General features: G+C 54.4%; 18 protein-coding genes, 1 tRNA gene and 2 pseudogenes. 10 read left to right on the forward strand and 11 right to left on the reverse strand.

Annotated features, from left to right (window positions below; all coding sequences use genetic code 11):
* Positions 1-38 precede the first annotated feature (38 nt).
* Positions 39-740 (forward strand): LuxR family transcriptional regulator, encoded by a 702-nt coding sequence (locus D109_RS0121210; RefSeq protein ID WP_177325532.1) that lies wholly within the window; start codon positions 39-41, stop codon positions 738-740.
* Between the two features lie 3 nt (positions 741-743).
* Here the strand turns inward: D109_RS0121210 and D109_RS0121215 are convergent, their stop codons facing one another.
* The gene (locus D109_RS0121215; protein WP_017478637.1) at positions 744-974 is read right to left on the reverse strand and encodes a hypothetical protein; all 231 of its coding nucleotides are present in this window, start codon (positions 972-974) and stop codon (positions 744-746) included.
* Positions 975-1,109: 135 nt separating this feature from the next.
* On the opposite strand from D109_RS0121215, the gene D109_RS0121220 reads away from it, so the two are divergent.
* Complete coding sequence (locus tag D109_RS0121220; RefSeq protein WP_017478638.1) at positions 1,110-1,718, forward strand: acyl-homoserine-lactone synthase; 609 nt, start codon at positions 1,110-1,112, stop codon at positions 1,716-1,718.
* A gap of 306 nt (positions 1,719-2,024) precedes the next feature.
* Here the strand turns inward: D109_RS0121220 and D109_RS0121225 are convergent, their stop codons facing one another.
* The gene (locus D109_RS0121225) at positions 2,025-2,246 is read right to left on the reverse strand and encodes a hypothetical protein (RefSeq protein WP_017478639.1); all 222 of its coding nucleotides are present in this window, start codon (positions 2,244-2,246) and stop codon (positions 2,025-2,027) included.
* A gap of 347 nt (positions 2,247-2,593) precedes the next feature.
* On the opposite strand from D109_RS0121225, the pseudogene D109_RS1000000135340 reads away from it, so the two are divergent.
* The 4 genes and pseudogenes from D109_RS1000000135340 to D109_RS1000000133065 form a co-directional block, all read left to right on the forward strand.
* Positions 2,594-2,665, forward strand: a pseudogene (locus D109_RS1000000135340) (TetR family transcriptional regulator); the annotation flags it as partial.
* Between the two features lie 79 nt (positions 2,666-2,744).
* Entirely contained in the window at positions 2,745-3,293 is a 549-nt protein-coding gene (locus D109_RS0121230) for a hypothetical protein (RefSeq protein ID WP_017478640.1), read from the forward strand.
* Positions 3,294-4,126: 833 nt separating this feature from the next.
* Positions 4,127-7,819 (forward strand): hypothetical protein, encoded by a 3,693-nt coding sequence (locus D109_RS0121235; protein ID WP_017478641.1) that lies wholly within the window; start codon positions 4,127-4,129, stop codon positions 7,817-7,819.
* Positions 7,820-8,123: 304 nt separating this feature from the next.
* Positions 8,124-11,174 carry an NACHT domain-containing NTPase gene (locus D109_RS1000000133065; RefSeq protein ID WP_081585372.1) on the forward strand — a complete coding sequence of 1,017 codons (3,051 nt, stop codon included), beginning with the start codon at positions 8,124-8,126 and terminating at the stop codon, positions 11,172-11,174.
* 567 nt (positions 11,175-11,741) lie between these two features.
* Here D109_RS1000000133065 and D109_RS0121255 read toward each other — a convergent pair.
* The 9 genes and pseudogenes from D109_RS0121255 to D109_RS0121295 form a co-directional block, all read right to left on the reverse strand.
* Entirely contained in the window at positions 11,742-12,584 is an 843-nt protein-coding gene (locus tag D109_RS0121255) for a chromosome segregation SMC protein (protein ID WP_017478645.1), read from the reverse strand.
* Between the two features lie 98 nt (positions 12,585-12,682).
* A pseudogene (locus tag D109_RS01000000132060) lies at positions 12,683-15,570 on the reverse strand (DUF927 domain-containing protein).
* Positions 15,567-15,839 (reverse strand): DUF3077 domain-containing protein, encoded by a 273-nt coding sequence (locus tag D109_RS0121265; RefSeq protein WP_017478646.1) that lies wholly within the window; start codon positions 15,837-15,839, stop codon positions 15,567-15,569. Before D109_RS0121265 ends, D109_RS01000000132060 begins: the two are co-directional and overlap by 4 nt.
* Positions 15,836-16,120, reverse strand: a complete 285-nt coding sequence (locus D109_RS1000000134980) for a hypothetical protein (RefSeq protein ID WP_017478647.1) — start codon at positions 16,118-16,120, stop codon at positions 15,836-15,838. The genes D109_RS0121265 and D109_RS1000000134980 overlap by 4 nt, the downstream gene beginning before the upstream one ends.
* A 533-nt stretch (positions 16,121-16,653) precedes the next feature.
* Positions 16,654-16,959 carry a hypothetical protein gene (locus D109_RS0121275; protein WP_017478648.1) on the reverse strand — a complete coding sequence of 102 codons (306 nt, stop codon included), beginning with the start codon at positions 16,957-16,959 and terminating at the stop codon, positions 16,654-16,656.
* Positions 16,956-17,210: an AlpA family transcriptional regulator gene (locus tag D109_RS0121280; protein WP_026078127.1), complete on the reverse strand. Its 255-nt coding sequence runs from the start codon at positions 17,208-17,210 to the stop codon at positions 16,956-16,958. Before D109_RS0121280 ends, D109_RS0121275 begins: the two co-directional genes overlap by 4 nt.
* Before the next feature lie 82 nt (positions 17,211-17,292).
* Entirely contained in the window at positions 17,293-18,237 is a 945-nt protein-coding gene (locus D109_RS0121285; RefSeq protein ID WP_017478650.1) for a hypothetical protein, read from the reverse strand.
* A gap of 246 nt (positions 18,238-18,483) precedes the next feature.
* Complete coding sequence (locus D109_RS0121290) at positions 18,484-19,725, reverse strand: tyrosine-type recombinase/integrase (protein WP_017478651.1); 1,242 nt, start codon at positions 19,723-19,725, stop codon at positions 18,484-18,486.
* Positions 19,726-19,890: 165 nt separating this feature from the next.
* Positions 19,891-19,975: transfer RNA gene (locus tag D109_RS0121295), tRNA-Leu, on the reverse strand.
* 108 nt (positions 19,976-20,083) lie between these two features.
* Here D109_RS0121295 and queA point away from each other — a divergent pair.
* From queA to secD, 4 genes are all read left to right on the forward strand, one after another.
* Complete coding sequence (queA, locus tag D109_RS0121300; RefSeq protein ID WP_017478652.1) at positions 20,084-21,133, forward strand: tRNA preQ1(34) S-adenosylmethionine ribosyltransferase-isomerase QueA; 1,050 nt, start codon at positions 20,084-20,086, stop codon at positions 21,131-21,133.
* A gap of 5 nt (positions 21,134-21,138) precedes the next feature.
* Positions 21,139-22,254: a tRNA guanosine(34) transglycosylase Tgt gene (gene tgt / locus D109_RS0121305; RefSeq protein WP_003210314.1), complete on the forward strand. Its 1,116-nt coding sequence runs from the start codon at positions 21,139-21,141 to the stop codon at positions 22,252-22,254.
* 43 nt (positions 22,255-22,297) lie between these two features.
* Entirely contained in the window at positions 22,298-22,636 is a 339-nt protein-coding gene (gene yajC / locus D109_RS0121310; RefSeq protein ID WP_003175975.1) for a preprotein translocase subunit YajC, read from the forward strand.
* Between the two features lie 62 nt (positions 22,637-22,698).
* A complete protein-coding gene (gene secD, locus D109_RS0121315) occupies positions 22,699-24,567 on the forward strand; it encodes a protein translocase subunit SecD (protein ID WP_010176872.1) in 1,869 nt (622 codons plus the stop codon).
* Position 24,568 lies beyond the last annotated feature (1 nt).

Consider the following 24,568-nt stretch of genomic DNA (forward strand, 5'->3'; position numbering starts at 1 on the left):
TGAACGGTGCCGCAGGGAAAGGGAAGATCGTGCTGGTAATGGATGAACTGCTGCAGCTTTGCGAGACAAATTGTCACGATGACTGGCTGGGGAGGCTAAAGACACTGACCCTCAAGCTGGGTTACTCGAACTTCCTGCTGGGCATCAAGTCCGGTCCTGCTGCAACCCACCAGCAAGTGTTGATCCACACCGATTATCCCGAAGCATGGCGCGCTCGTTACGACGCGAAGGCTTATGTCGCACTCGATCCAATCGTTCGTCATTGCCTGAACTCGAACCAGCCATTGTTCTGGAACCGCGAGAACTATCGCCGTCCCTCGGAAACGGCATTTTTCGAAGAGGCGGCGGTGCACGGGCTCCAGCAAGGGCTCGCATTGCCCTTGCACGGTCCGGGAGGCGAGGCGGGTATGCTCTGCCTCAAGCCTGACGAGCGCGGTGTGCGTTCTGTCTGCACGATGATTCATTCTCTGCCCATGGCGACCCTGCTGCGCGATTACGCTATCGGGCAGGTGCTCAGGGCTCGGGCAGAATGCTGCGCACCGGTACACCTGACAACTCGGGAGCGCGAGGTGCTGCAGTGGAGTGCAGCGGGCAAGACGACTTGGGAAATCGCGATGATACTGTCCTCTACCGTCTCGGCAATCGACTTTCACTTCAAGAACATCCGCCGCAAGTTTCAGGTCAGCTCGCGTCAAATGGCGGTGATCAAGGCTATCCAGCAGAAGCTCATCACCCCTTGAGTATCACCGTAAGCGTTGGGGCAGGTCGCTTTCCTGCAGGCGCCCGCTCAGGTACAGGCACAGCAAGATGTAGACCGGGGCGGGCACTTGACTGGTGCACTCGATGCGGCTGGCACACGCCTGACTGATACCGAATCTCGACCAGAACTCGGTCTGGCTCTGTTTCTGGTCCAGGCGCAAGCTGATGGCTTTGTGCGCAATCTCGCGCACTGCCGAGCTATTGAGTAGCTTCATCTGAACGAATCCTTCAAAAGCCGAAAACTAGCAAAGCCGCCCCTCCTGAACCACCTCCCTGATCTGGGAGGGTCTTATTTATTCATTGTGAATATATCGTGCACGGAGAATTTGGCCCCTTCGGTATTATCTCCCATGTTTATTTCCATCGATCGCCGCAATAACTTCAACCCGCAAGCGTTGAATGCCATGCATGAACTTCGGGCGCGTATCTTTAAACAAAAAAAGATGTGGGATATACCCCTTATCAATGGCATGGAGATCGATGGGTACGACGCACTCGATCCTTATTACATGATCATCAACCGAAGTGCCGAGCAGGCTTATGTCTGTGGTTGCTGGCGTATTCTTCCTACAACCGGCCCTAATATGCTGGCGCATACATTTCCTGAGCTTCTGCATGGCCAGCCGGCGCCTTGCTCGGAATCGGTGTGGGAACTGAGCCGGTTCGCGATCGAGATGCCCCACGGCAACCGGTTCGGTTTCTCACAGGGCACCACCCTTGCCATTCACGCCATTGTGAACTTCGCCATCGGGTATGGCGTGGAGCAGTTCGTTACTGTCACCACGGTCGGTGTCGAGAAGATGCTGATTCGTCTGGGGCTGGACATCAGTCGCCTCGGACCCGCGTTGCAGATCGGGGTAGAACGGGCAGTGGCGCTGCGCATTGAGCTAAATGGTCGGACCACCGCTGCGCTGGAGCGGGCGGTCAGTGGCACGCTCATTGAAAGCAAATCCCATTGAGAGACGAGCCCGCCTGTCCGTTGTGGGATGGGCGGGGAGCCGTAAGCGCCGGGCGGTGTGGATACTTTTCTTGAGGCATAAAAAAACGGCCTACCTTTCGGTAAGCCGTTTTTAGTACTTGGTGGTACACAGTCATTTGAACTGATTGTGTAGAGCAATGTATTTAAAGGGTTTTGTGCGGTGCCTATCGGTTAGGCATACATGTAGGCATACACGCTGCTTGCTTCTGCCTACAGATGTAGTGGTATTCCTGCTAGGTAAAGCACCACCAGTTGGTAGGTGATGTGTAGCCATTCGGCCAGCTAGTCACTTCTTTGTCCGACCTTCTGCCGACAGTGAGGCGAGGGCAAGGGTGATGAATCCTGCATTCCCATCCAGGGTTTCTAGTGCCCCTCGGATGTTCTGTGCCACTTCTGTAGATCCTCTTTGCTCAACCCAGTTTGACAATTCCTCGATAGCTGCCCCCAGCGCCAGTTGGTTTTCATTCATGCGCTTGAGTAATGACGCAAGCAAAGGGATGTCTTCCATGGTGTTCTCCCGCCGTGTTGTCAGGTAGTCAATCTACCTCGAGCCGGTCGCATTGCATATCAGCTGTCCTCAACACCTGGTGATCAGGAATCACGCTGATCATCTTGACTCACCAGAGGCCAACAATGGGGTGTAGGCCAATTTGGAAAGGCAGCATGAGAGCACATATCCAGCCCCCCCCCTCCAAAACTGGTGTAACCGGTGTTACGAGTGTAACGCCCTTTCCAGAACCCCCGGTTTCATTGGCTTTCACGGCTGTTACACAGTTGAGCGACATAGCGTACATCTGATGTAACGCTGCCCGTGCGTGTAACGCTAAAGTCAGCATCCAGACGTTGTGGGCAGGCTACCTGGAGGACATGTACGGCAAGGTATTCCATCGCTATATGTTGCTGGTAAACGAAGCGGTCCCGCGCCTTTGGAAGGTCACGCCTCTGTAACGGAGGGGTAGGTAGTGTCATGATTCGATGGAAATGAACTTCGCAGCCAGCCAAATCTATGACCGATACGCCGCAACATCAGCTTCTTGCTGGGCTGCCGGGTGATGGCCCTCTTCCTCTCCAGTTCAGTGCAACCGGCCAAGGGCAGCACAGTGAGGGGATCGTTATCAGGTTCTTGCCGGAAGGGATGCCTTCTTGGGTGGGGAACTTCCAACCCGGTTTTTGCCGCTTCAACTGTGTGTTGGAAGTGGAGTCGAGTTTTCACGTGATCGTAGTTGCCGGTGGTCAGGGTTACATCGTGGACGTTCGTAACGGACTGCTCTTGAAGCACTTCGGTGGGGATATTGAGAATTTGATCAGCATTCCAGAGCTGGGTAGCACCCTCGTTTCAAATGGGCTGTGGCTTAGGCTTTTCAAAGGAGACGCTGAGGTCTGGTGCACTGAGCGTTTGTCTTTAGATGGGATTAGGGATATCCAAGTTTCTCTCACTGATGGGTTCATTACGGGGGATGGTTGGTACTTGGAGGACTCTTGGTATCCGTTCAAAGTCTGCATTTCCACCGGGGAGGCCACAGGAGGAGCTTTCGAGTCACTTGACTTCAGCTAGCCAGCCTCCCCATTCCAAGAGGATTAACGCCGGGGACCCTGGCGGTTTTCGAGGGACACGGGGCATGAAACCCGCGGGATCGAGCTAGTGGGAGGCGTGGGAAGTTACTGAAATTTCAATCGTTGAAATTGAAAGGATTTTGAAGAAAAGAGGGCATCGTTACCGTACTGGTAACGATGCCTTCAGATCGCCCAAACGGTAGGGCAAATGCACAGGTAAACTGGAGTTCACCAGGTTCACCTGTTCACTAAGCTGGGAGACCTCCCGCTAACACGATTCCGCGGGTTTCCTACCCCGTGTGAAGCGAAACCTCGCAGGGTCCCCGCATCTAACCAAGCCAAGAGCGAGATCGATCTCGTTTCGCTGGAGGAGCAATACTAATGGGGCTAGGGGGATACCCTTTTAAACCCTGTTACGTATGTTACATTTACCTATAACTATATGATTTAAATTGATTTATATGGTGTTACACAACTGTGCTTCATTTGCCGATATACGTGTTACGTGGCGATTGGGTGTTACATCAATGAACGCTTTGGAAGGAACGGTTTTTGATTGTTAAGCATGATGTCATCGGGCTAGAGCCTTTCCCTCAGAAGAACCATCACCCGACAGTAGCGAACTATGGCATCCGTCTGCCGCACTCGAGTCAAACCGCTCCGCTGTGAACATCTACTTGAGTCGCCACTTTGGCATTAACGCTACAACGGGCTGCCGCATGCAAGGGACGAAGGATCAGCATGAGCGCGTGCATATCAGCCCAGCGGATTTGTTCGGCTTTTTAGTATGGGTGTGGTAAAGCTGCAATCTAGGATTTTTCGTCAGGAGGACATGTGTTCTTTAATTTTTTGCACGGCATCCGTAATCGCGTTCGGGACATTTTCTGTTCTGAACCGGGGCCTGCCACGGAATCGTGGCTGTTGGTCCCGCTTACTCCTGAGTACCTGGCGGAAGAGCATGGCGGCTATGTCGCCGCTATCGAAGCTGCCCTTGCGAAGGATCAGATACGCAACATAGCGTTGTCAGGCAACTATGGGGTCGGTAAGAGCAGTATCATGCGGGAGGTCGCCCGGCGGCAGGATAATCGTATCGTAGAGCTATCGCTCTCGACGCTCGCGCCTATCGAAGCTTCCCAGCTTGATAATTCAGTGCCTATCCAGGCCACGACCCCGACCAACCGCATCCAGCAGGAAATTGTCAAACAGCTGCTCTATCGAGAATATCCGAGTAGAACCCCTGGCTCACGGTTTCGGCGTATTGAGCGTTTCCGATGGTGGCGGGCGATCGGAACCTCGGTATTGCTGGGATTTGTCGCTGCTGTAATTTTCCTACTGACTGGATGGACGCTAAAGATTGCTTCTGTATTCACGCCACATTTGGATATTGGTGTTTGGGCTCACGCTGTCATTTGGGGCGCTGCGGCGCTGATTACTCTGCTGGTGAGCTGGTTGTTCTATGGGAAACTGCATATCCAGCAATTCTCCGCAGGGTCTGCAACCGTCACGCTCAACGAAAGCTCTGTTTCGTACTTCGATCAATACCTCGACGAGATCGTCTACTTTTTTGAAGTTTCAGACCGCGATGTTGTTCTTTTCGAGGACATCGACCGGTTCAACGACTCTCATATCTTCGAGACGCTTCGAGCGTTGAACACTTTGCTCAACGCCTCGCCCCAGATCAAGAAGCCGATCCGATTCATCTATGCTATCAAAGACAGCATCTTCGATCGCATCGGCCTGGAGATAGAAGGTCGTAGGCACAATACAGAAGTGCTTACGACGGACGATCCGGCGCAGGCTGAGGCTATACGCACCAACCGCACTAAATTTTTCGATCTTGTCATCCCGGTGGTTCCATTTATTACGCACCGAAGTGCTCGCAACCTAGCACTAAAGCTACTTGATCAAGTCGAGCACCAGGTAGCACCGGAGTTACTCGACTTAGCGACGCAGTACGTACCAGATATGCGGCTGCTCAAGAACGTCCGTAACGAATTCATCGTCTTCCGCGACCGAATCTTCTCCGGCGACGGCAAGCAGCTCAACCTAAGTGAGACTGAACTGTTTGCGATGATGTTATACAAGAGCACGCACCTAGCAGACTTCGAGATTATCCGGCTCGGCCATAGCAAGCTGGACATGCTCTACAAACTTAGCCGTGAATTGGTGACTGAGAACATCAAGCGAATCGAGGGCGAGCTTCGCGTGCTTCGCCAGAAGATCACGCGGATCAATTGGGCTGCTACCCGCAGTAATCAGTTGGGCGAACTCCTGCTTGCGCACGTGCAGCGGACAGCTGAGGCTTCTGGCTTCCGGACCCAGAATGCAACCTTCTCTCTTGCGGCTGCTGCGAAGTCTCCGAAAGACCTCAAGGGAGCGCAGTTCTGGACAACCTTCGTCTCACCAGACGAAGACTTGGTACTTGAATATTATGACCACTACCAAGGTCGTACGCTTTCGTTTACTCGCGACAGTCTTGTGGCTGCACTTGGTGATCCTCTGGACGCCGAAAGCTGGAATGAAGCAGATCGGGATGCGCTCGCTGAGCAGACCGATGAGAAGATGGAGGACATCAGGTTCCTGCGCAGCGCTGATCTTGGAGATCTCGTTAAACGTACGGAATTTCTCGTCCTGTATAAGGAGAGCATGCGGTCCTTCGAGGCAATCGCCAAGATCATCCTAACGCCAGGCTTGGCGTACCAGATCGTCCGTGCTGGGTATATCAACCGCAACTTCACACTCTACACGTCAACCTTCCACGGGGATCGTGTTGGGTCAGCTGCCACGAATTTCATTATCCATCACGTCGAGCGAGACCTGATGGACCAGCACTTCGAGCTTGGTCCGGAGGACGTGGACGCTGTTGTCCGGGAGCGCGGCAAGAGCTCGCTGAAGGAGCCTTCGCTTTACAACATCGCTATCCTAGACCACCTTCTGGCCAAACATATAGACGCGGCTGACATCATGATTCACTCCCTAGTAGGTCTCGGGGAGCGTCAGGCTAGTTTTCTGCAGGCGTACCTTACCGCAGGTAACGAGCGCCTACGGCTCATTGAACGGTTCACGGTCGCATCCACGCAAGTGCTCACCTATCTCGTAAGTCAGGCGGACCTAGATGACTCTTCACGACTAGCGCTTGTGAATGTAGCGCTAGCACACCTGACGCCTTCAAAGCAGCGGATAGATTCTGCGGTGTCCTCGTACCTTACAGCGCACTACGCTGAGTTCACGGTACTTACGTCCGACGCGACCTTGCCGGCCCAGGCCGAACATATCAGCGTACTCTTTGGGGATGCTGGTATTACCGTGCCTCGTCTGGAACTGTTGGGCCGTCAGACTCGTGCATCGTTCGTGTCACGCAATTTGTATGAGATCACGTACCAGAACCTCGCGATCGCCATCAATAATGCAAAAACCTTGGCTCTCGACGTGATCCGGGATCGGAGCGAGACGGTGTACGACTATGTGCTCAGGCATTTAAGCAGGTACTTGGAGGCTATCGATGGCTCTTCCACGACGATAGATGCGAACGAACACTTCCTTGTAGTGATCGAAGATGTACTCTCGCTAGATGCGCCTCGTCTTGGTGATGTGATCGAGCGTGCTGCTGCAGATTGTGAAGTTGCAGATCTCGCAGAGGTGTCTGAGGGCGCGTGGCCGGCGTTGGCCGAACATAGGCGTGTCCCAGCAACGTTCAGCAACGTTAGCCGCTATGTTAGTGTTCTTGGGGCGGTCGATGCGCACCTAGCGAAAAACTTGACGGCCGCTGCCGAGATCACCGACACCAATACGACCGACGACCAGTCGAAGAGTACATTGGCAGCAGCGATCTTGGCAGCAACGGATCAGCTCCCATCCGCAGTGCTCCGTACGAAGCTGGTCGCGAGCTTGAGCCTGCGCCATTACCTCGAGGTTGGCGAAATCGAGGCGGAAGTTGGCGACCTCTTCGCGCAGTTGCTCAAGCACGACATCATTGCAGATGACGCATCATCCTATGAGTGCCTTGCAGCCACTGATTGGCCTACGCGCAAAGTGTTTATCCGAGAGTCACGGGAGTTTTCGAGCTATATGACCCCGGCGTTGGTGGGGGCGGATTTGGCAGAGATTCTGAAAAGCGATGAGATCGATTCGGTAATCAAGAATGTGGTTGTTGAGCAAGCCACAAAGTATGCGGAGGTGGCAGGCCGTCGAGGGCTGAATGAACTGGCGCAGTTCGCTACCCGATGCGGATGCGAACTATCGCCCGATGTTGTGCAGAAGATGGCGCAAGAAAATGTCGTATCACAGCAGATCGTACTTCTACTAAAATCACACCTAGATGTGATCAGTCGTGAGCAGCTCTTCGCTATCCTGCAAGCGCTTGACGGTGATTACCCTAAGCTCACTGAGGTGGGCCGTGGTAAATTACGAGTGCCGGATACACTTGCCGATCGTGAACTCTTGGGCCGTCTTCACCAGGAAAGGACTGTAAGTAGCTACGATGTTAATAATAAGGGAGTGATTGAGGTAAATAGGAAGCGTAAGTGAGACTGGGTATCTAAGTTACTCCAGTGCGAAGATGGCCAGCGCTGGAAAAAATCGATTCGGCATCGAATGATAACGGCTATCATTACGTAACTAGCGTAGTTTGATCATCGATCATCGATCGTCCGTTTTCGGTCAGGATTGGGCGCTTAGACGAGTTCTGCATATGCGCTTAATAGCTGGATTTTTTGGTGCTTGCAATAGGCTGGTTTTCTACGAACCATCAATACGCCCGAATGTAGGGCTACTATATTCGGTAATATTTAGTACTTGTAAAAAAAACAATCAGGATTAAATGGAATTTGAGATGACAGATAAACCCGACTCGACCACGTTTTCCGATAATTTGTTGAGGTTTGCGGAGAAAGTATTCCACGCAGTATGGAATTCAGAAAGTACGCATGATGTTTGGCACTGGGTAGTATTATTGTTGATTGCATTGGTTGCATTGGGGGTCTTATCTACAATTTCATTTAAGGCACTTGGTAAGGTAATAGAGCTACTAATAAAACTAGTGGAGGTTTACAAGTCTAGCGGGCTTCCGATGTTGCTTAGTCAAGACAATAAGTCACGTGTTAGGCGCCGAAAGCAATTTTGCGGTGTTCTCGATGCAGATTTGTCTTATTTAGCTAAGGCGGAGAATTGGAATGATCAGTATTTTACCGATCTCGAGGCCGAAGTTGAAACTGAAGGAGGTTATTATGCGACTGCGTGGCATCGAATACGAAGAAAAAAGTCCACCGGTTTGCGTAAAGAGAAATCTCTTATTCGAGCTATTACTTCAAGCACTGAGCGGGCAATGCAATTGGTCGGCGAACCTGGATCAGGTAAAAGCGTTGCACTACGCCATCTGGCCAAACAATTCGCAGAACAAGGAAAAAGATCGAACGACAAAGATGCGATCGTTCCGTTGTATGTAAACCTGCGCGAAATGGATACGAGTTGCGAAGTGGGGGTCACAGCCGACAACGTGCGTGAGTTCGTGTTAGACAATATACGGCGAGGCGATGCAGATACTTCATCCTTCGTAAGAGAAAATTGGGATGATTATTGCAATAAAGGAATTTGGCTTTTTCTTTTTGATTCATTTGATGAAATTCCAGCCGTTCTTCATGCGGAGTCGGGAAGTAATGTAGTTCGCCAATACAGCCAAGCTATCCGACAATTTCTTGAAGGTATGGGAGAGTGTAAAGGCATTCTAGCTTCACGTGAGTTTAAGGGGCCAGAAGCTCTACCTTGGAAAAAGCTGCGCATACTTCCCTTAAGTGGATCTAAGCAAGACGAGTTAATTCAAAACTCGTTCTTAAATGTGCGGCAGATGAGTTTAGTGCGCCAGCATCTTGCAATTTCGGATAATAGTATCGGTGCGACGCCTCTTTTTTTAACGTTGCTATGTCGTTATATTCGGGATGAGCAAAAAGCACCAAGTAACGACCATGACATACTATTGCAGCACGTAGAGCGACTGGCTCGGCGAGAGCCGGAATATCTAAAGCGCAAATACAGTCTAAGTGTGGAAGAGTTGGTTGATGGCGCGGAGCGTCTCGCCCAGCTTTTTGCAGAGGATGAAAGTTTAAGTCTCGCGCCCACATTAGATCAAATAATTAGACGTCTTCCCGATAGTCAAATTCCTAGCACGTCAATTGAGCGTCTGATATCAGCCCTTGTAGATTGTAAAATTGGGCGCGCAGACGTCCCAAATGCCGCACACGGTGATCGCCGCTTTGCATTTGCTCATCGACGATATCAAGAAGCATTATTTGTGCGCTACCTTACTCGCCATCCCGAAGCAATCCCTCCTTATAATCTCCTAACCGAGCTTCGCTGGCGGGAATATGCTGTTACGTTATTGCAGACTCGTGAGCGGAGTGAGATTCAAAATTTGTTGGAGGCCGCATGTCAAATACTGGAAGAGCGTGCTGCACAACAGATGGATTCAGAAAGTTCGGATCACTCTAGTACCCCATATTCCTTTTTCTTTGATTGGAATAATGAAGTTGCAGTGCCGCTTCTTACGCTACTTCAAGAAGGTCTTTCACGCAGGCTTCAAGACGTTCCGTTGTCACTATCGCAGGCCGCTTATCACTTTCTGAAACCTCGCTGGGAAAATGGTGATACTTTGGATCGCTGTGAAGTTATTAGACTAGGTGGGATACTTCCTCATGAGGTTTTAGTTGAGTATTTATCTTCATCTTTTTCTAGTGGCACAAGAGGTGAGCGTGAGCAGGCATTCAAGCAGGCTATCTTTGCTCAAACGTTACCGGAGAAGTCCCGGGCGTCTGTACTCCAAATGTTGTCTGATGAAGTCCTTTTGGCGCACGATCGTGCAGATCAACTTAGAGTCGAAGCATTAGCAGCACGTCTTCCTCCGAGTATGGGCGCAAACTTTGTTGTGTCTCGTTGTGGCCGACTACGCCGAAAATTTCAGTTGCTTCAAAAGTTTGGAAGTTTTTTTGGTGTATTATTCCCGCTTCGATTAATGGAACATTCAGTAGAGCTTATCCTAGGGGTTTCCGCAGTATCATTTGAAACTGATCAGAAAAGCACTCGGTCTGTACCGTCTGTTTCGCTTTTTGTTATCCCTTCGTTTTTTATGGGGGTGGTTTTGGCGGCTTTATCATTAAAGCTATTTCGAGAGCCTAGTAATACTACATTGATGTTAGTCGGGCTTACTGCGGTTTGTATTGTTTCGTTCGGATTGATGTTCTTTCCCTTTCTCATCCGATCCTATGGGGGGAAAGTAAATTTATTTGATGTTTTTAGATGGGTGTTTAAATGCGTGACTTTCCGTAGAGTCGGTTTTGTGACGCTGCTGTGTATGCTTATGGCAGTTTTTGTAGCTGCTATGTGGCCCTTGGGTTATATTGTAGACTTTATATCTAGTTCGTTGCTTGGTATTGATCTGGTTGAGGTGGAAAACCCTTCTGTTTCAAAATTAATTGGACTGGGCTTCGGTAGTTTTATGGTCTTATTCTATTCTTTTGGAGTTCCCCTTACTGCGATGTCTTTCTATAAAGGTCGAGCGCGGTTTCGGAGGTGGCAGGCGCGCTTAAACGCTTTAAAAGCAACAGAAAGTTCTGATGTTGATGTTTTGTGTTCTGCTAGTGATGTTCATGAGCTTATCTATTGGCTCAGAACTGATTCTTCTTTATTGAATCACCCCCACCTTGTTAGGGGGTTCTCAAGCTTTGTGCTAAGTAGTGCGCGGAGTATGGAGGAAAGAGAGCGAAAATCTTCTCACGTCTCTTTACCTACTTTTTTGAGCGCGAAAAAATTAGGTGATTTAAGGTTGCGCGTTATTCGGCAGGTTTTGGAGGATCGTTATAAGGTCGTTTCATTCGATCCAGTAATTATTTAGATGTTTGAGTTTGTCGCGCTCAGTTGAGCGCGACAATATTCATCTGCTAATAGATAGCACTCATTTAAGATAAGTATTTGTGATGCTCATGTTGAAATTATAGGGTTTTAATGTTCGGTCATCCGACTTTAAGATTTCTTGGTTTTTAAAAGTTCAACGCTGCCGATCCTGATCTCGCCGTAGATGTATCGGGTCTATTTTTCGCCATTGGCCCAAAGTCGTCATAAGTCTAGGGCCGCCATATAACAGATGCCGAAAAAATCTAAAATCTTTTTAATATAGAATCTAGTGAGGTGAAAGTTGCTTAGGCTTCTGATTCTTCATCAATCGCTATTCTTTTAAGCTGGAGGTTAATGAAATCAAGCTCTGCCTTGACTGCATCAATCGTAAGTGCCTCGACTCTGCTTTCATGCCAACCAGGACGACGATTATCCCATTCAAATGAAGCTTTCGGGCCTTTAGGTAATTGGGCATCTGAGCGCTGTTCTGTGTTGTTTTATTCATGGTTCAACCGACTGTTGGCCCAAAGCAACCCGCCTTCACCGATTGCTTCGGGGAGGGTTGAGGTTAGGCCGCCAACAGGTCAAGCAGGCTGTGTTGGTGTGAGCGTTCTGCAAGCTCTCGGAAGGTCCAGCTTCCGAAGTTTTCACCTTGCTCAGGTATGTCCAGATTCAGCAGCGCAACCGGATCACGATTAATAAGTTTGCGGGCAGCCCACAGCTTGCCGCCGGTCTCCAGCAGTGCTTTCGCAGCCTCGTTCCACTGTTCTTCCAGCACAGTGTTCGCCAGGTGAGCCGCGTTGTTCTCGATCTTGGCGCGTTCTGTTTGTGCCTCTGTGATGTGCATATCAATCGTCACCAGCTCTTGTTCCAGCGCGGTGATCAGCAGTTGTTGGCGGCGGTGATGCTCAACCGCCGCCGTGAGACTTTTAGCTGCCTTTTGGGCTTCCGCGTTAGCGGCTTTTTCGCCCTCCACATCGCCCCAGGCTACCGCCTGCGCGTAGGCGGTGGCTGCGTCCGTTTCAGCTTGTCGAGCCTTTGCCATATCTTCATGATCGCTCTGGCGGACCTGCTGCAACCTGGTCTCGATGCTGCTGCGCTTTTCGTTAAGCTCCATCTCGTCGGCTTTCCAGTTCGCAATGCCGCTGAGGTAACCCGCAGCCAAGCTCTCACGGTTCGCCAGTTCCTCGAGGCGATCGATTTTTTGATTCAGGCGATAGATCTCATGATCTCGTGAGTCGATGCGTCTTTTGTGATCGTTGATTTCATCTTGCACTGCGCGTTGACGGCCTTGCTGGATAACCTCTGGGCTTTCCAGCGCGTCTTCGAAGGGCGCCAGGTCGCGCTGTATGCTCTCCATTTCGAGGGTCAGTGTGTCGCGGCGGTCTTTCAGTTCTTGGATAGTGTTCATCTGTATTGTCTCTGGGTATCGCGGTTGATAGGGATGGTTGTCGAACGGCTGGCGAGGCCGGGAATCAGCCGGCGCTACCTCGATCGGCAAGCATGCGGTCAGGCAGCCCCGGCCTCGCTCTCTTCCGTGCCCGGATCGTCTTCACGATGTAGCAGCGGTGCTGACCCAGACCGGGTAACCGAACCAGACTCGACGCCTTGCCGTCGCTGGACGGTTCCAGCACGCCTCGTTGCAGCAGCTCCTTGTTCACCGCACTGATGTTCATGCCCTTGAAGATTTCGGCCCTCCAGGCTTCCGGCAGTACGAAGTAGGTGTTGGTGGTGTGCAGTGCATCGCCCATGCCGTGTTCCATCGTCTTGCGAAAGCCAAGCCGGTCAATCGTGCGTGGGCCGTGCTCATCGATCTTGGCGGCGGCAGATTCCCAGCGGGTAAAGCGGCTTTCTCCGAACCGTTCGATGACCTGGTGTAACCGCGCCAAGATCGCATCTCCCTCAAAGTTTCCGGCGCCGCCGCGCTCAGCCAGCCATGCATGCAGACACACCCGTGCTGCGGTCGTGGCAGTGCCATCCGGCCAGCCGGTGACGCCGAAGGCGGTGGCCAACTCTCCGGCCGCTGCAGCGAGGCCAAAGCGAAGGGCGGCACGCTGGGCCTGACCACTGGCCGAGGCGGGCAGGTTTTGGGTGATGAACTGCTCCACCGTGCGGCGAACGATCACCGACCACCTGAGCATTTCTCCAGGCGCACACAGTGCTTGCAGGAAGGCGGTGAGGGGTGTGCCGTAGTATTTGGCGACACGGGCCTTGAGCGCATCGGAGAGGGCAGCAGGATCCTCAAAACCATTCAGCACATCGAACATGCCGAGACCTTTGCTAGCATCCGCTGGCACGGCGAGCATGCGCACCTCCATACCGGCTTTCAGCTCCTTGTTTGCGTCTGCCATGTGCTGCGCCAGCGTCTTCTCGCCGGTCGAGAGAAACAGCAAGCGCCACTCCTGCACCTGTCGGCCCGATTGTCCTCGATCATTCGCCCGGGCTTTACCGGTGCCATTGCCGAGCATGTACACCGTTTCGCCAATGATGCGCGGGTCACACATACCGATTTCATCCAGCACCAGGAGGCCGTCTGAGTGTGCAGCGGCGATGGACTCCAGGGCGTTATCGGTGGAGCGCCACGAACGCACCAGACGTGGCCCGCCATAGACCGAGGCAGCGACCTGCAAGTGGGTGGTCTTGCCGCCAGAGCTGTCGCCGTAGAGGTGGAAGCCGCCCGACTCGTGCCCGAGCAGGTTCAACAGAGGCCCTGCAAACGCCACAGACACGACAAATGCCAAGCGGCGGTTGCCAACGCACAATGCGCCGATTTGCTGCTGCCATTGCTCCAGAGAGCCCGCCTCGCTGATCGGTGGCAACTGTGCACCGGCTTCATAAAAATGCAGGTGTTCGGCATGTGAACCGATTTGCTGTTCGGGCAAAAGGAAGGCGTTGTCGTGCCAGCCCAACCGCGTCACCAAGCGTGCGCGCTGGGCACTGTCGAAGCCGCCGAGGTAACTCTGCAGGTCGTTACGTGCGTTGCGCCCTGATCGGCTCCCAGCAAGTCGCAGGCCCATGTCTACCAGTGGGCCGAGTACGTCCTTACCGAAGTCGCCAGTCATGGTTCTGGCTGGAATGTTCCAGCGCTTTTTGGCTCCGTCCGGGTCGTCGAATTCGACCAGTAAGCCCCAGTTGTGGCCCTTGTCGTCGCGAGTGCGAGCGATGATTTCGAGAGGCGAACATACGGGGCGTGCCTCGCCATCATCGCCTGAATAAAACACCCCTTCAGGCGTCACGCGAAAGCCGCCGGGCAACAGGTCATTTTTCGATTTCGCAGGGCGTTTGGCGGGCGCCTTGGCCTTCGATTGTTGAGGTTCAGTGGTCTCAGCAACACTGCCGAAAAGCTCGCCGTTGTGCACCAGCTCGGCGATGTGGCCGGCGGTCCAGCCTTTGGCTAACGCATCCGCTGCATCATCTCCGTCTGCCCATTTTCCACCCGTGATGAGCGTGGGCTTTCCGCCTTTGCTGCTGGGCTTGAGCTTGAATACGTCGAGCGAGATTCGTTGTACCGAGGCGGCGCCTAGCTCAATCAGCTTGAGCTCAATGGCGTCCATGCAGGTCTTGCCGCTGACATCGTTATCCGGCCACAGCGCAACGCTACGCCCTTTGAGCGGCGTCAAATCGGCCTTGTGCCAAGAGTTGGAGCCGTTCGGCCAGCACGTGGCGACGTAGTCCGGCATCAGCTCAGCAGCGGCATCAGCTGCTTTCTCACCCTCACACAACACCGCGGGCGCATCGGCGCGCTGTGCCAGCTCATCCAGGCGCAGCAGTGGCCGAGGCTCTGGCAAGCCTTGCCAGCGCCATTGTGTGGCTTGCCCATCGGAGCGTTTGCACCAGGTCAACGGTGCAAAGACTTTTCGCGGCTTGCCGTCTTCATCGGGGCCCAGGTCGAAGCGATACAGCGCCATGACCGGGTGACCCTGAACATCGCGATAGATCCACACCTTCGACGGAGCGCCGTGTTGCCGGTGTTTGGGTGGGCACTTGTTCATGGCCTCAGCCGGGATCGGCTGAACCGCGATCCACTCCGGTGTTGCGCTCTTGGCAGGTGCGCTTTTGGTTGTAGCGGAGCCAGCGGAAACGCTGAGCAGATCCGCCAGCTTGTTGCAGGCATCAACGTCGGTGCTGCCGTCGATGTAGCGCACTAGGTCGATCAGGTCACCGCCCTTATCGCCGGTGGCAAAATCCGCCCAAGTGCCTTTGCTCAAATTGACCTTGAGTGAGCCTGCGCGCTTGTCCGTGCGTGTGGGATTCGGTGCGGTGTATTCCTTGCCGCCGTCGACACGTTTGCCGTTTGGCAGCCAGTGCGCAAGCACACGGTCAATGTTCTTCAGGGCAACGCTTTTTACGTCGGCAAAGCTGGGGCGTTTTGAGGTGTTGCCGGTGCGCTGAGTCATGGTGCGGTCCTCGACTCAAGCAACGCCTCGTTCACGTCGTCGATCAGCGCCTTGGCCATCTCGCCGAGGTAGAACGCAGGCCAACTAAAACGCTCGCCTGCATCGCTGATGGCGGCGTCGAGGATCAGTTGATTGGCGTGGTGCAGTATCTGGGAGACGGCTTCAAGTGCATCTTCCAGCGGGATACCGGCATTCACCCGAAACAGGTTTTGGCCGTTACCGTTGGCAGGGGAAAACTCGGAGCGTCCACGCGTGCTGGAGTGGGTCACAGCGCACCGCCTTTCTGGCCCAGCGGCACAGAGGAGGCATCACCGTACATGGCGAGTGTTTTGATCAAGCCCAAGGTGCCGCGCACGTCCCAAATTACGGATGACAGCACGCGGTTCGAGAGCTGGGGTTTATCGCTGTCTAAGTGATCTTCCAGCAGCATGAGGACTGAATTGGCACGGTCGAGGGCACAGGTGATGGCGTCGATAGGCAGACCGGCTTCGGCGTCTTGGCTGACGCAGAGGAGATCCTCGGGCAGTGCAAAGCCTGGGAGCATGCTCATTTGGCACCTCCTGCGGCTTCCAGGGCGCGCGCCTTGGACATATGGGCGTTGTAACGGGAAAGGCGTGTAGCGAGGCTGGAGTTGGCGTGTAAAGCGGCGAGAGCCATTGCTCGATGAGCGGCGGCGCGAATTTTGGACGGATTTAGGGCGTGCATAGGTGGCGCTCCAAGTTTTGACTACGGAACTGCCACGATCCTTTCCACGGGATTGGGTGGCAGCTGTGCATGGGGTGGAAATACCGGGAAACTTGGAACCCGGCCAGGCCGAAGCCTGCCCACACACAGCCGCCATAACTCGAAATCGAAGGCGTAAAAAAAGACGCCTGCAATCGTAATGGGGGCGCCTGTGCGCCAAGTTTTCAAACGGGTTTCCACGCCCGCTCGCTGAATTTGCAGCGACGGCCAGAGAGTAACGTCCGTTTTTTGAAAGTGCAACTGTGTGGATCGCTTGCGGATTTTTTCGATGCGGCATAAATTGATTAGGCATGTAGATTTACCTCAACGCCTCCGGTTGCCGCCGGGGGCGTTTTCGTTTCAGGCATGGACGTCCCAGCGCAGGGAAACAAAGGGCAACAGGTCGCCTTCGAGGCAGGCGCGTGCATCCTCGTAGGCGTCGACTTGTTGGCCTTCGTCGACGATGATTGCTTGAGGGGCTTGGCATGGAACTGACAATGCGCACCAGATGCCATCTCTCCATCGCATCACCATGACGTCCCGGTTAAGGCGTTTTTGCTCCGTGCGGTAACGCTCAAAACGCTGCATACCGCGTGATGAGAACCCGACTTTTCTGAGTACAGAAAAGGGCTGCAAGATGGCCCTATTGGTAGCTCGATTTTTCATGCTGCCACCTGATCGCGGGCAGCGATGCGCGCCCGTGTCCATGCCTGAACTTCCCCCAATACCCACGCAACCGGAGCGCTTCGGGCATTGCTGTTACTCAGCTTTACCGGCAACGGGAATCCGCTTTCAGGTTGACGCATCAGCTTGTAGATAGTCGGGCGTGCGAGCCCTACGATTGAAATGACCTCGGGCATGCGGATGAGGGTCATGGAGGGGTCATGCGAGGGAATTGCTTTTAATACGGTAGTCATAGCGAGCTAACCCTTTGTTAATTGAGACAACGGGTCATACGCTACGCAGGGGAGGGGGAGTGGACTGTGTCCGCTTCCTTTTTTATTTCAGAGGTCTAAGGCCCAGAGCGATCAAGTGCTCTCGAATGGTTTTTTTCGTGCCGTTGCCCGCCTGGTCGAAAAGCAGATTGGTCAGTTCAGCATCGGTCAGATTGCGCTTTTCACTTTTCCGACCACTGATGATTTGCTCTGCGGCTGCCTTGATTTTTGCTCGCCTATTCATAGCGGCGGTTTTTATCGCTGAGTCTGGATTGCGGTTCCCATTGCCTGCTTCCTGGCCCCTCTTCGTCGCCTTTGTCGAGAAAGCGTCGTCGAGAATTCGATGCATCAGGCTTGATGTGTTGAAGCCTTTTTTGAACACATCCATCTGCTCCACCTGGCGATAAAGACTCGCCATCAGCAGCGCTTGATTCGCCTCGCCTAGTAACGTCGCGAATTCTTCTCGTGCCCTGATCTCATTCCCGCTGCTGCGATCCCGCGCCTTTTTGATCAGGGCAAGGTACTGGCGGGGTGAGTCATGTCTCAGTTGCTCTATCAGGTCTGCATCAATGTCGTAGGTCGCGAGTTCAAGGTCGAATAGCCAATTTGCGAGCATCTCAACGGCCTGTGTTCCAAGTACCAGGGCGTAGGTAGCCACGAGCTGTGAATCTTCTGCGGAACAGCTGACCCTAAGTAGCCCTCGAATCACGCTTGGCAATGAGCCTGCTTCCGCAGAGTCGGCATGGTCGTAGATTGCATCACGTCGGGAGTAAAGGGTTCGTGTAATCAACTCTGCACCTGGGAAGTGGGAACCCTCCTCAAGCCAGAACGATGTGGCGGTGTTGATCAGATCGAAGGCACCTTTGAAGTGTTCCTTGAACTGCGGAAACAGCACAAGGCTGCGAACGGCTGCCTCCACGTCGTCCTGATCCCACATGAGGCATGTTACGTCGAAACCTGCGATTTCGAGTTCGAGCTCTTCTGTCTCGATGCCCAGCTCAAAGTCCATTTAGATCTCCCCGCCGCCCCGAAGCCGGTAGGCTGTTACAGCGATTTGCGGCTGGAAGCGCCAATGCCAGCAGGGTTGAGGGGGTGGCCTTTCTGTAACACGACTGCTCGATGTAACACGTGGTGCTCAGAAACTTTGCAGTGCGTGTAACGCTAAATATATTCAATAAATACAATGGGTTATTGGTGTTTGTAACACGCGTAACACCAGTAACACGATTTTTGAGGGGGTGTAGGGTTAACGCCTTCACACGGCCTTCCCAAACTGACCTTGCACTACATTTCCGGCCACTAGGGACTCAAGATGATCGGCGTACCATTGCATCATTTTTACACGTTGCTCAAAGTATTGAGCCTTGTTGTATACCCCCGAGATGCCTTCCTCTTTGTGAGCCAGCTGCGCTTCAACATGTTCCTTCGGCCAGCCATGCTCTCTAAGTAACGTGCTCGCGGTGTGTCGAGTGCCGTGGCCTACGAGACGACCTTTGTAGCCGATGGTTGCGAAGACTTTGTTGATTGTGTTTTCGCTGATGGTTGGGTTCTTCGCTCCCACACCGGGGAAAAGCCAACGACTCCGCCCCGTTAAACTGTGCAGATCCCTCAAAGCTGTCACTGCTTGATGGGGAAGGGGGCATACAAAATCCCGGCGCATCTTCATCTTGGCAGCAGGCGTCGTCCAAATTGCCTTCTCAAGGTCGAACTCTTTCCATTCAGCTAAGCGAACCATGCCTGGTCGGGAAGCCGTCCAGATACAAAGCCATGCGGCGGTGCGTGCCGTCAGTCTGCTCGGAGTGTTTTTGAGTGCTTGGAGGAACTCAGCCAGTTCAGGCTCTAGCAAGTGTGGATGCTGCTGAGTCTTGGGTGCCTGGGCGGCAATATCGCGAAGTCGGCTACCTGGATCGTTTTCGGTGAGTCCTAAACCAATCGCTCGGCCGAAGATTTGGTTGATCCAGGTGCGGCACTTTTCTGCCACGTTGTGAGCGTCTCTGGCTTCGAGGGATGCCTGGAGATCTGCACAGTCGGTACGGGTGATTTCGTCGAGGGGCTTATCTCCCAATGCAGGGAGTATGTCCTTGTCGAGGTAGGTGCGAATTTTGTGAAGGGTGGAGGGTGCGAGGCCCTTTTCTTCCTTGGCCTTGAGCCAAGCTTCAGCAGCAGCTCTAAACGTTCGGGCCTTGGCCGCATCGATTGCAGCTTTAGCGGATCGTTTCTGCTCAAGGGGATCGGCGCCGCTACTCACTACTTTGCGTAGATCGGCAGCTTTGTCTCTTGCCAGCGCACCACTGACCTCTGGGTAACCCCCGAGCCCCATCCAAGCCCAATTGCCTGCCGGGCGTTTGTAGCGGAGCTGCCAGGATTTACCACCATCAGGTTTGACCCTGAAGTAGAGACCGTTTCCGTCTAGCTCCCGGTATTCCTTCGACTCCGGCTCCAGCCCTGCAAGCGTCGTGTCGGCGAGAGGGCGGCGCTTGATATCTGCGCGCTTCATCCTTGTATCCCAAAGTTAGGTATTTTTCTCAGGATACAAGCAGGGATACAGGGATACAACGGATAAGGGGGTACAGAGGTAGATAGCCAGACACAAAAAAACCGGCTCAAGTGGCCGGTTTCTCTGTTGCTGAGAGTCTGGTAGAGACTTTCAGATACTGCTGTATGGTGCCCCGAGGGAGACTCGAACTCCCACTCCTTTCGAAAACGGATTTTGAATCCGCCGCGTCTACCAATTCCGCCATCAGGGCTCAATGGCGGCGAAGTATAGAGATGAGATTACCGTTGGTCAATCACGTTTCATGGTCAATTTTCACTATTTCCGCTAGACTTCCCGGCCCTGCTAGACGAACCCCATCATGCGCGTTGCTGACTTTACTTTTGAGCTCCCTGATTCGCTGATCGCTCGCCACCCTTTGGCCGAGCGTCGCGCCAGTCGACTGCTGACCCTGGACGGGGTCAGCGGTGCCCTCGCACACCGTCAATTCACTGATTTGCTTGAGCATTTACGCCCGGGCGACTTGATGGTTTTCAACAATACCCGGGTGATTCCGGCACGGCTGTTTGGCCAGAAAGCGTCCGGTGGCAAGCTGGAAATTCTGGTGGAGCGGGTGCTGGACAGCCACCGCGTGCTGGCCCATGTGCGCTCCAGCAAGTCGCCGAAACCGGGTTCGAAGATTCTCATCGATGGCGGTGGCGAAGCTGAAATGCTGGCCCGTCACGATGCGTTGTTCGAGCTTGGGTTTGCCGAGGAAGTGTTGCCGCTGCTGGAGCGTGTCGGCCACATGCCGTTGCCTCCTTATATAGACCGCCCCGACGAAGACTCGGACCGCGAGCGTTATCAGACGGTGTACTCCCAGCGCCTGGGTGCCGTGGCGGCACCGACTGCGGGGCTGCATTTTGACCAGCCGCTGCTGGATGCGATCGCCGCCAAAGGCGTTGAAACGGCCTATGTGACCCTGCACGTGGGGGCCGGCACGTTTCAGCCGGTGCGTGTGGATAACATCGAAGACCACCATATGCACAGCGAGTGGCTGGAAGTCAGCCAGGAAGTCGTGGATGCGGTTGACGCGTGCAAGGCGCGTGGCGGGCGGGTGGTGGCGGTCGGTACCACCAGCGTGCGTTCGCTGGAAAGTGCGGCACGTGATGGCGTGCTCAAGCCGTTCAGTGGCGACACCGACATCTTTATCTACCCGGGCCGGCCGTTTCATGTGGTCGATGCCCTGGTGACCAATTTCCATTTGCCGGAATCCACGCTGTTGATGCTGGTGTCGGCATTTGCCGGTTATCCCGAGACCATGGCCGCTTATCAAGCCGCCATCGATAACGGATACCGTTTTTTCAGCTACGGTGATGCGATGTTTATCACCCGTAACCCGGCGCCGTGCGGCCCAGAGGAACAATCATGAGTCGTATGTCGTTTGAATTGCTGGCCACGGATGGTAAAGCTCGCCGCGGCCGTTTGACCTTCCCTCGCGGTACCGTCGAGACCCCGGCCTTTATGCCGGTCGGTACCTACGGCACGGTAAAAGGCATGCTGCCGCGTGACATCGTCGCCACCGGCGCCGAGATCATCCTGGGCAACACCTTCCACCTGTGGCTGCGCCCGGGCACGGAAGTGATCAAGAAGCATGGCGACTTGCATGACTTCATGAAGTGGCAAGGCCCGATCCTGACCGACTCGGGTGGCTTCCAGGTGTTCAGCCTGGGCGCCATGCGCAAGATCAAGGAGGAGGGCGTGACCTTCGCCTCCCCGGTGGACGGCGCCAAAGTGTTCATGGGCCCGGAAGAGTCGATGCAGGTCCAGCGTGACCTGGGTTCCGACATCGTGATGATTTTTGACGAATGCACGCCGTACCCGGCCGATGAAGACGTCGCGCGGATCTCCATGGAGCTGTCGCTGCGTTGGGCCCAGCGCTCGAAAAATGCCCATGGCGATAACACCGCGGCGCTGTTCGGTATCGTGCAGGGCGGCATGCATGAAAGCTTGCGCAAGCGCTCGCTGGAAGGCCTGGACAAGATCGGTTTTGACGGCCTGGCCATCGGCGGTCTGTCGGTGGGCGAGCCCAAGCACGAGATGATCAAAGTGCTGGACTACCTGCCGGGCCTGATGCCGGCTGACAAACCTCGTTACCTTATGGGCGTTGGCAAACCGGAAGATCTCGTAGAGGGTGTGCGCCGCGGTGTGGACATGTTCGATTGCGTGATGCCAACCCGTAATGCCCGCAATGGGCATCTGTTCATCGATACAGGCGTGCTGAAGATCCGTAACGCGTTCCATCGCCATGATGAATCGCCGCTGGATCCTACCTGTGACTGCTACACCTGCCAGAACTTCTCGCGTGCTTATCTGCACCATCTGGACAAGTGTGGGGAAATGCTGGGTAGCATGTTGAATACCATCCACAATTTGCGCCACTACCAAGTCCTGATGGCTGGTTTGCGCGAGGCTATTCAACAGGGTACATTGGCCGCCTTCGTCGATGCCTTCTATGCCAAGCGCGGGCTGCCTGTGCCGCCCTTGGACTGAGTTTTCCGACCCTAAGATTCACTATTTGCAACTGGAGTGCTAAATGAGCTTTTTTATCTCTAATGCCATGGCTGATGCCGCTGCACCGGCCGCTGCCGGTCCTATGGGCGGTGGTTTTGAGTGGATTTTCCTGGTCGGCTTCCTGGTCATCTTCTACCTGATGATCTGGCGTCCACAGGCCAAGCGCGCCAAAGAGCAGAAGAACCTGCTGGGCAGCTTGCAGAAAGGCGACGAAGTCGTGACCACTGGCGGCATCGCCGGCAAGATCACTAAAGTGTCCGACGCTTTCGTGGTTCTGGAAGTCTCCGACACCGTAGAAATGAAGTTCCAGAAGGGCGCCATCGCTGCCACGCTGCCAAAAGGCACGCTCAAAGCGATCTAAGTAACAACCTTTACCAATCGACGGGGCGCGCAAGGCGCCCCGCGTTATAAGCGGGCGGCGTGATGCTGAACAAATACCCTCTGTGGAAATACGTACTGATCCTGGCGGTGCTGGCGATCGGTTTTATTTATTCCGCTCCCAATCTCTATCCTGATGACCCGGCGATCCAGATCACTGGCGCCAGCACTGCGTTGCAGGTCAATCAGGCTGATCTGGACCGTGCGAGCAAAGCGCTCACTGACGCGGGTATCCAGGTTAAAGCGGCAAGTTTGGCAGCTGATGCGAAGGGCGGCTTGTTGCGCCTGACCAAGCAAGAAGACCAATTGCCGGCCAAAGACGTTGTGCGCAAGGTCATGGGTGATGACTACGTCGTCGCGCTGAACCTGGCACAGACCACGCCAAAATGGCTGCGCGCGATTGGCGCGCACCCGATGAAGCTGGGTCTGGACTTGTCCGGTGGTGTGCACTTCCTGCTGGAAGTGGACATGGACAAGGCCCTCGATGCTCGCCTGAAAGTCTACGAGGGCGATGTGAAGAGCCTGCTGCGTAAAGAGCGTCTGCGTTATCGCAGCCTGCCGCAGCTCAACGGTGCCATCCAGCTGGGCTTTGCTGACGAAGCAACCCGCGAACAGGCCCGTGCACTGATCCGCAAGAACTTCAACGATTTCGACATTGTTCCGGCCGACCTCAATGGTCAGGCGGTACTGCGTCTGGCGATGACCCCGGCCAAGCTGGCGGAAATCCGTGAATACTCCATCAAGCAGAACTTGACCACGGTACGTAACCGCGTCAACGAGCTGGGTGTGGCCGAGCCGATCGTTCAGCGGCAGGGTGCCAACCGCATCGTGGTTGAGTTGCCGGGCGTGCAGGACACTGCTGAAGCCAAGCGTATCCTGGGCAAGACTGCCAACCTGGAATTCCGTCTGGCGGCTGAGCCGGGTGCTACCCGCGCGACTGCTGAAGAGTTCGAGTTCCGTGAAGGCAATCGTCCACCTGCACTGATCGAGCGTGGCTTGATCATCACCGGTGACCAGGTTACTGACGCCAAGGCCGGTTTCGGCGAGCACGGTACGCCTGAAGTGAACATCCGCCTGGATGGCCACGGCGGCGAACTGATGAGCCGCGCAACCCGCAGCAACGTCGGTCGCAGCATGGCGGTGATCTTCATCGAGCAGCGTCCTGTCACTACTTACACCAAGCAAGTGGTCGACGGCGTCGAGAAAGACGTACCGGTACAAACCTTTAAAGAAGAGAAGAAGATCATCAGCCTGGCGACCATCCAGTCGCCGCTGGGTGCTCAATTCCGCATCACTGGCCTGAACGGCCAGGGTGAGTCGTCCGAACTGGCGCTGCTGCTGCGTGCCGGTGGCCTGGCGGCCCCGATGTACTTCGCTGAAGAGCGTACCATCGGCCCGAGCCTGGGTGCTGACAACATCACCAAGGGTATCGACGCTGCACTGTGGGGCATGCTGTTCGTCTCTCTGTTCATCATCGCCATCTACCGCTTCTTCGGCATCATCGCTACCGTCGCACTGGCGGGCAACATGGTGATGCTGCTGGCCCTGATGTCGCTGCTGGGTGCAACGCTGACCCTGCCGGGTATCGCCGGTATCGTACTCACCATGGGTATGGCGGTAGACGCCAACGTACTGATCTTCTCGCGGATTCGTGAAGAGATTGCTGCGGGCATGACCGTTCAACGGGCAATCAACGAAGGCTTCGGCCGGGCATTTACCGCGATTCTCGACTCCAACCTGACCACTCTGTTGGTCGGCGGGATTCTCTTTGCCATGGGCACCGGCCCGGTCAAGGGTTTTGCGGTGACCATGTCCCTCGGTATCTTTACCTCGATGTTCACGGCCATCATGGTGACCCGCGCAATGGTCAACCTGATCTTTGGCGGACGTGACTTCAAGAAGTTGTGGATTTAAG

The sequence above is a fragment of the Pseudomonas sp. PAMC 26793 genome (assembly GCF_000313235.1).
GTDB classification, from domain to species: Bacteria; Pseudomonadota; Gammaproteobacteria; order Pseudomonadales; family Pseudomonadaceae; genus Aquipseudomonas; species Aquipseudomonas yamanorum.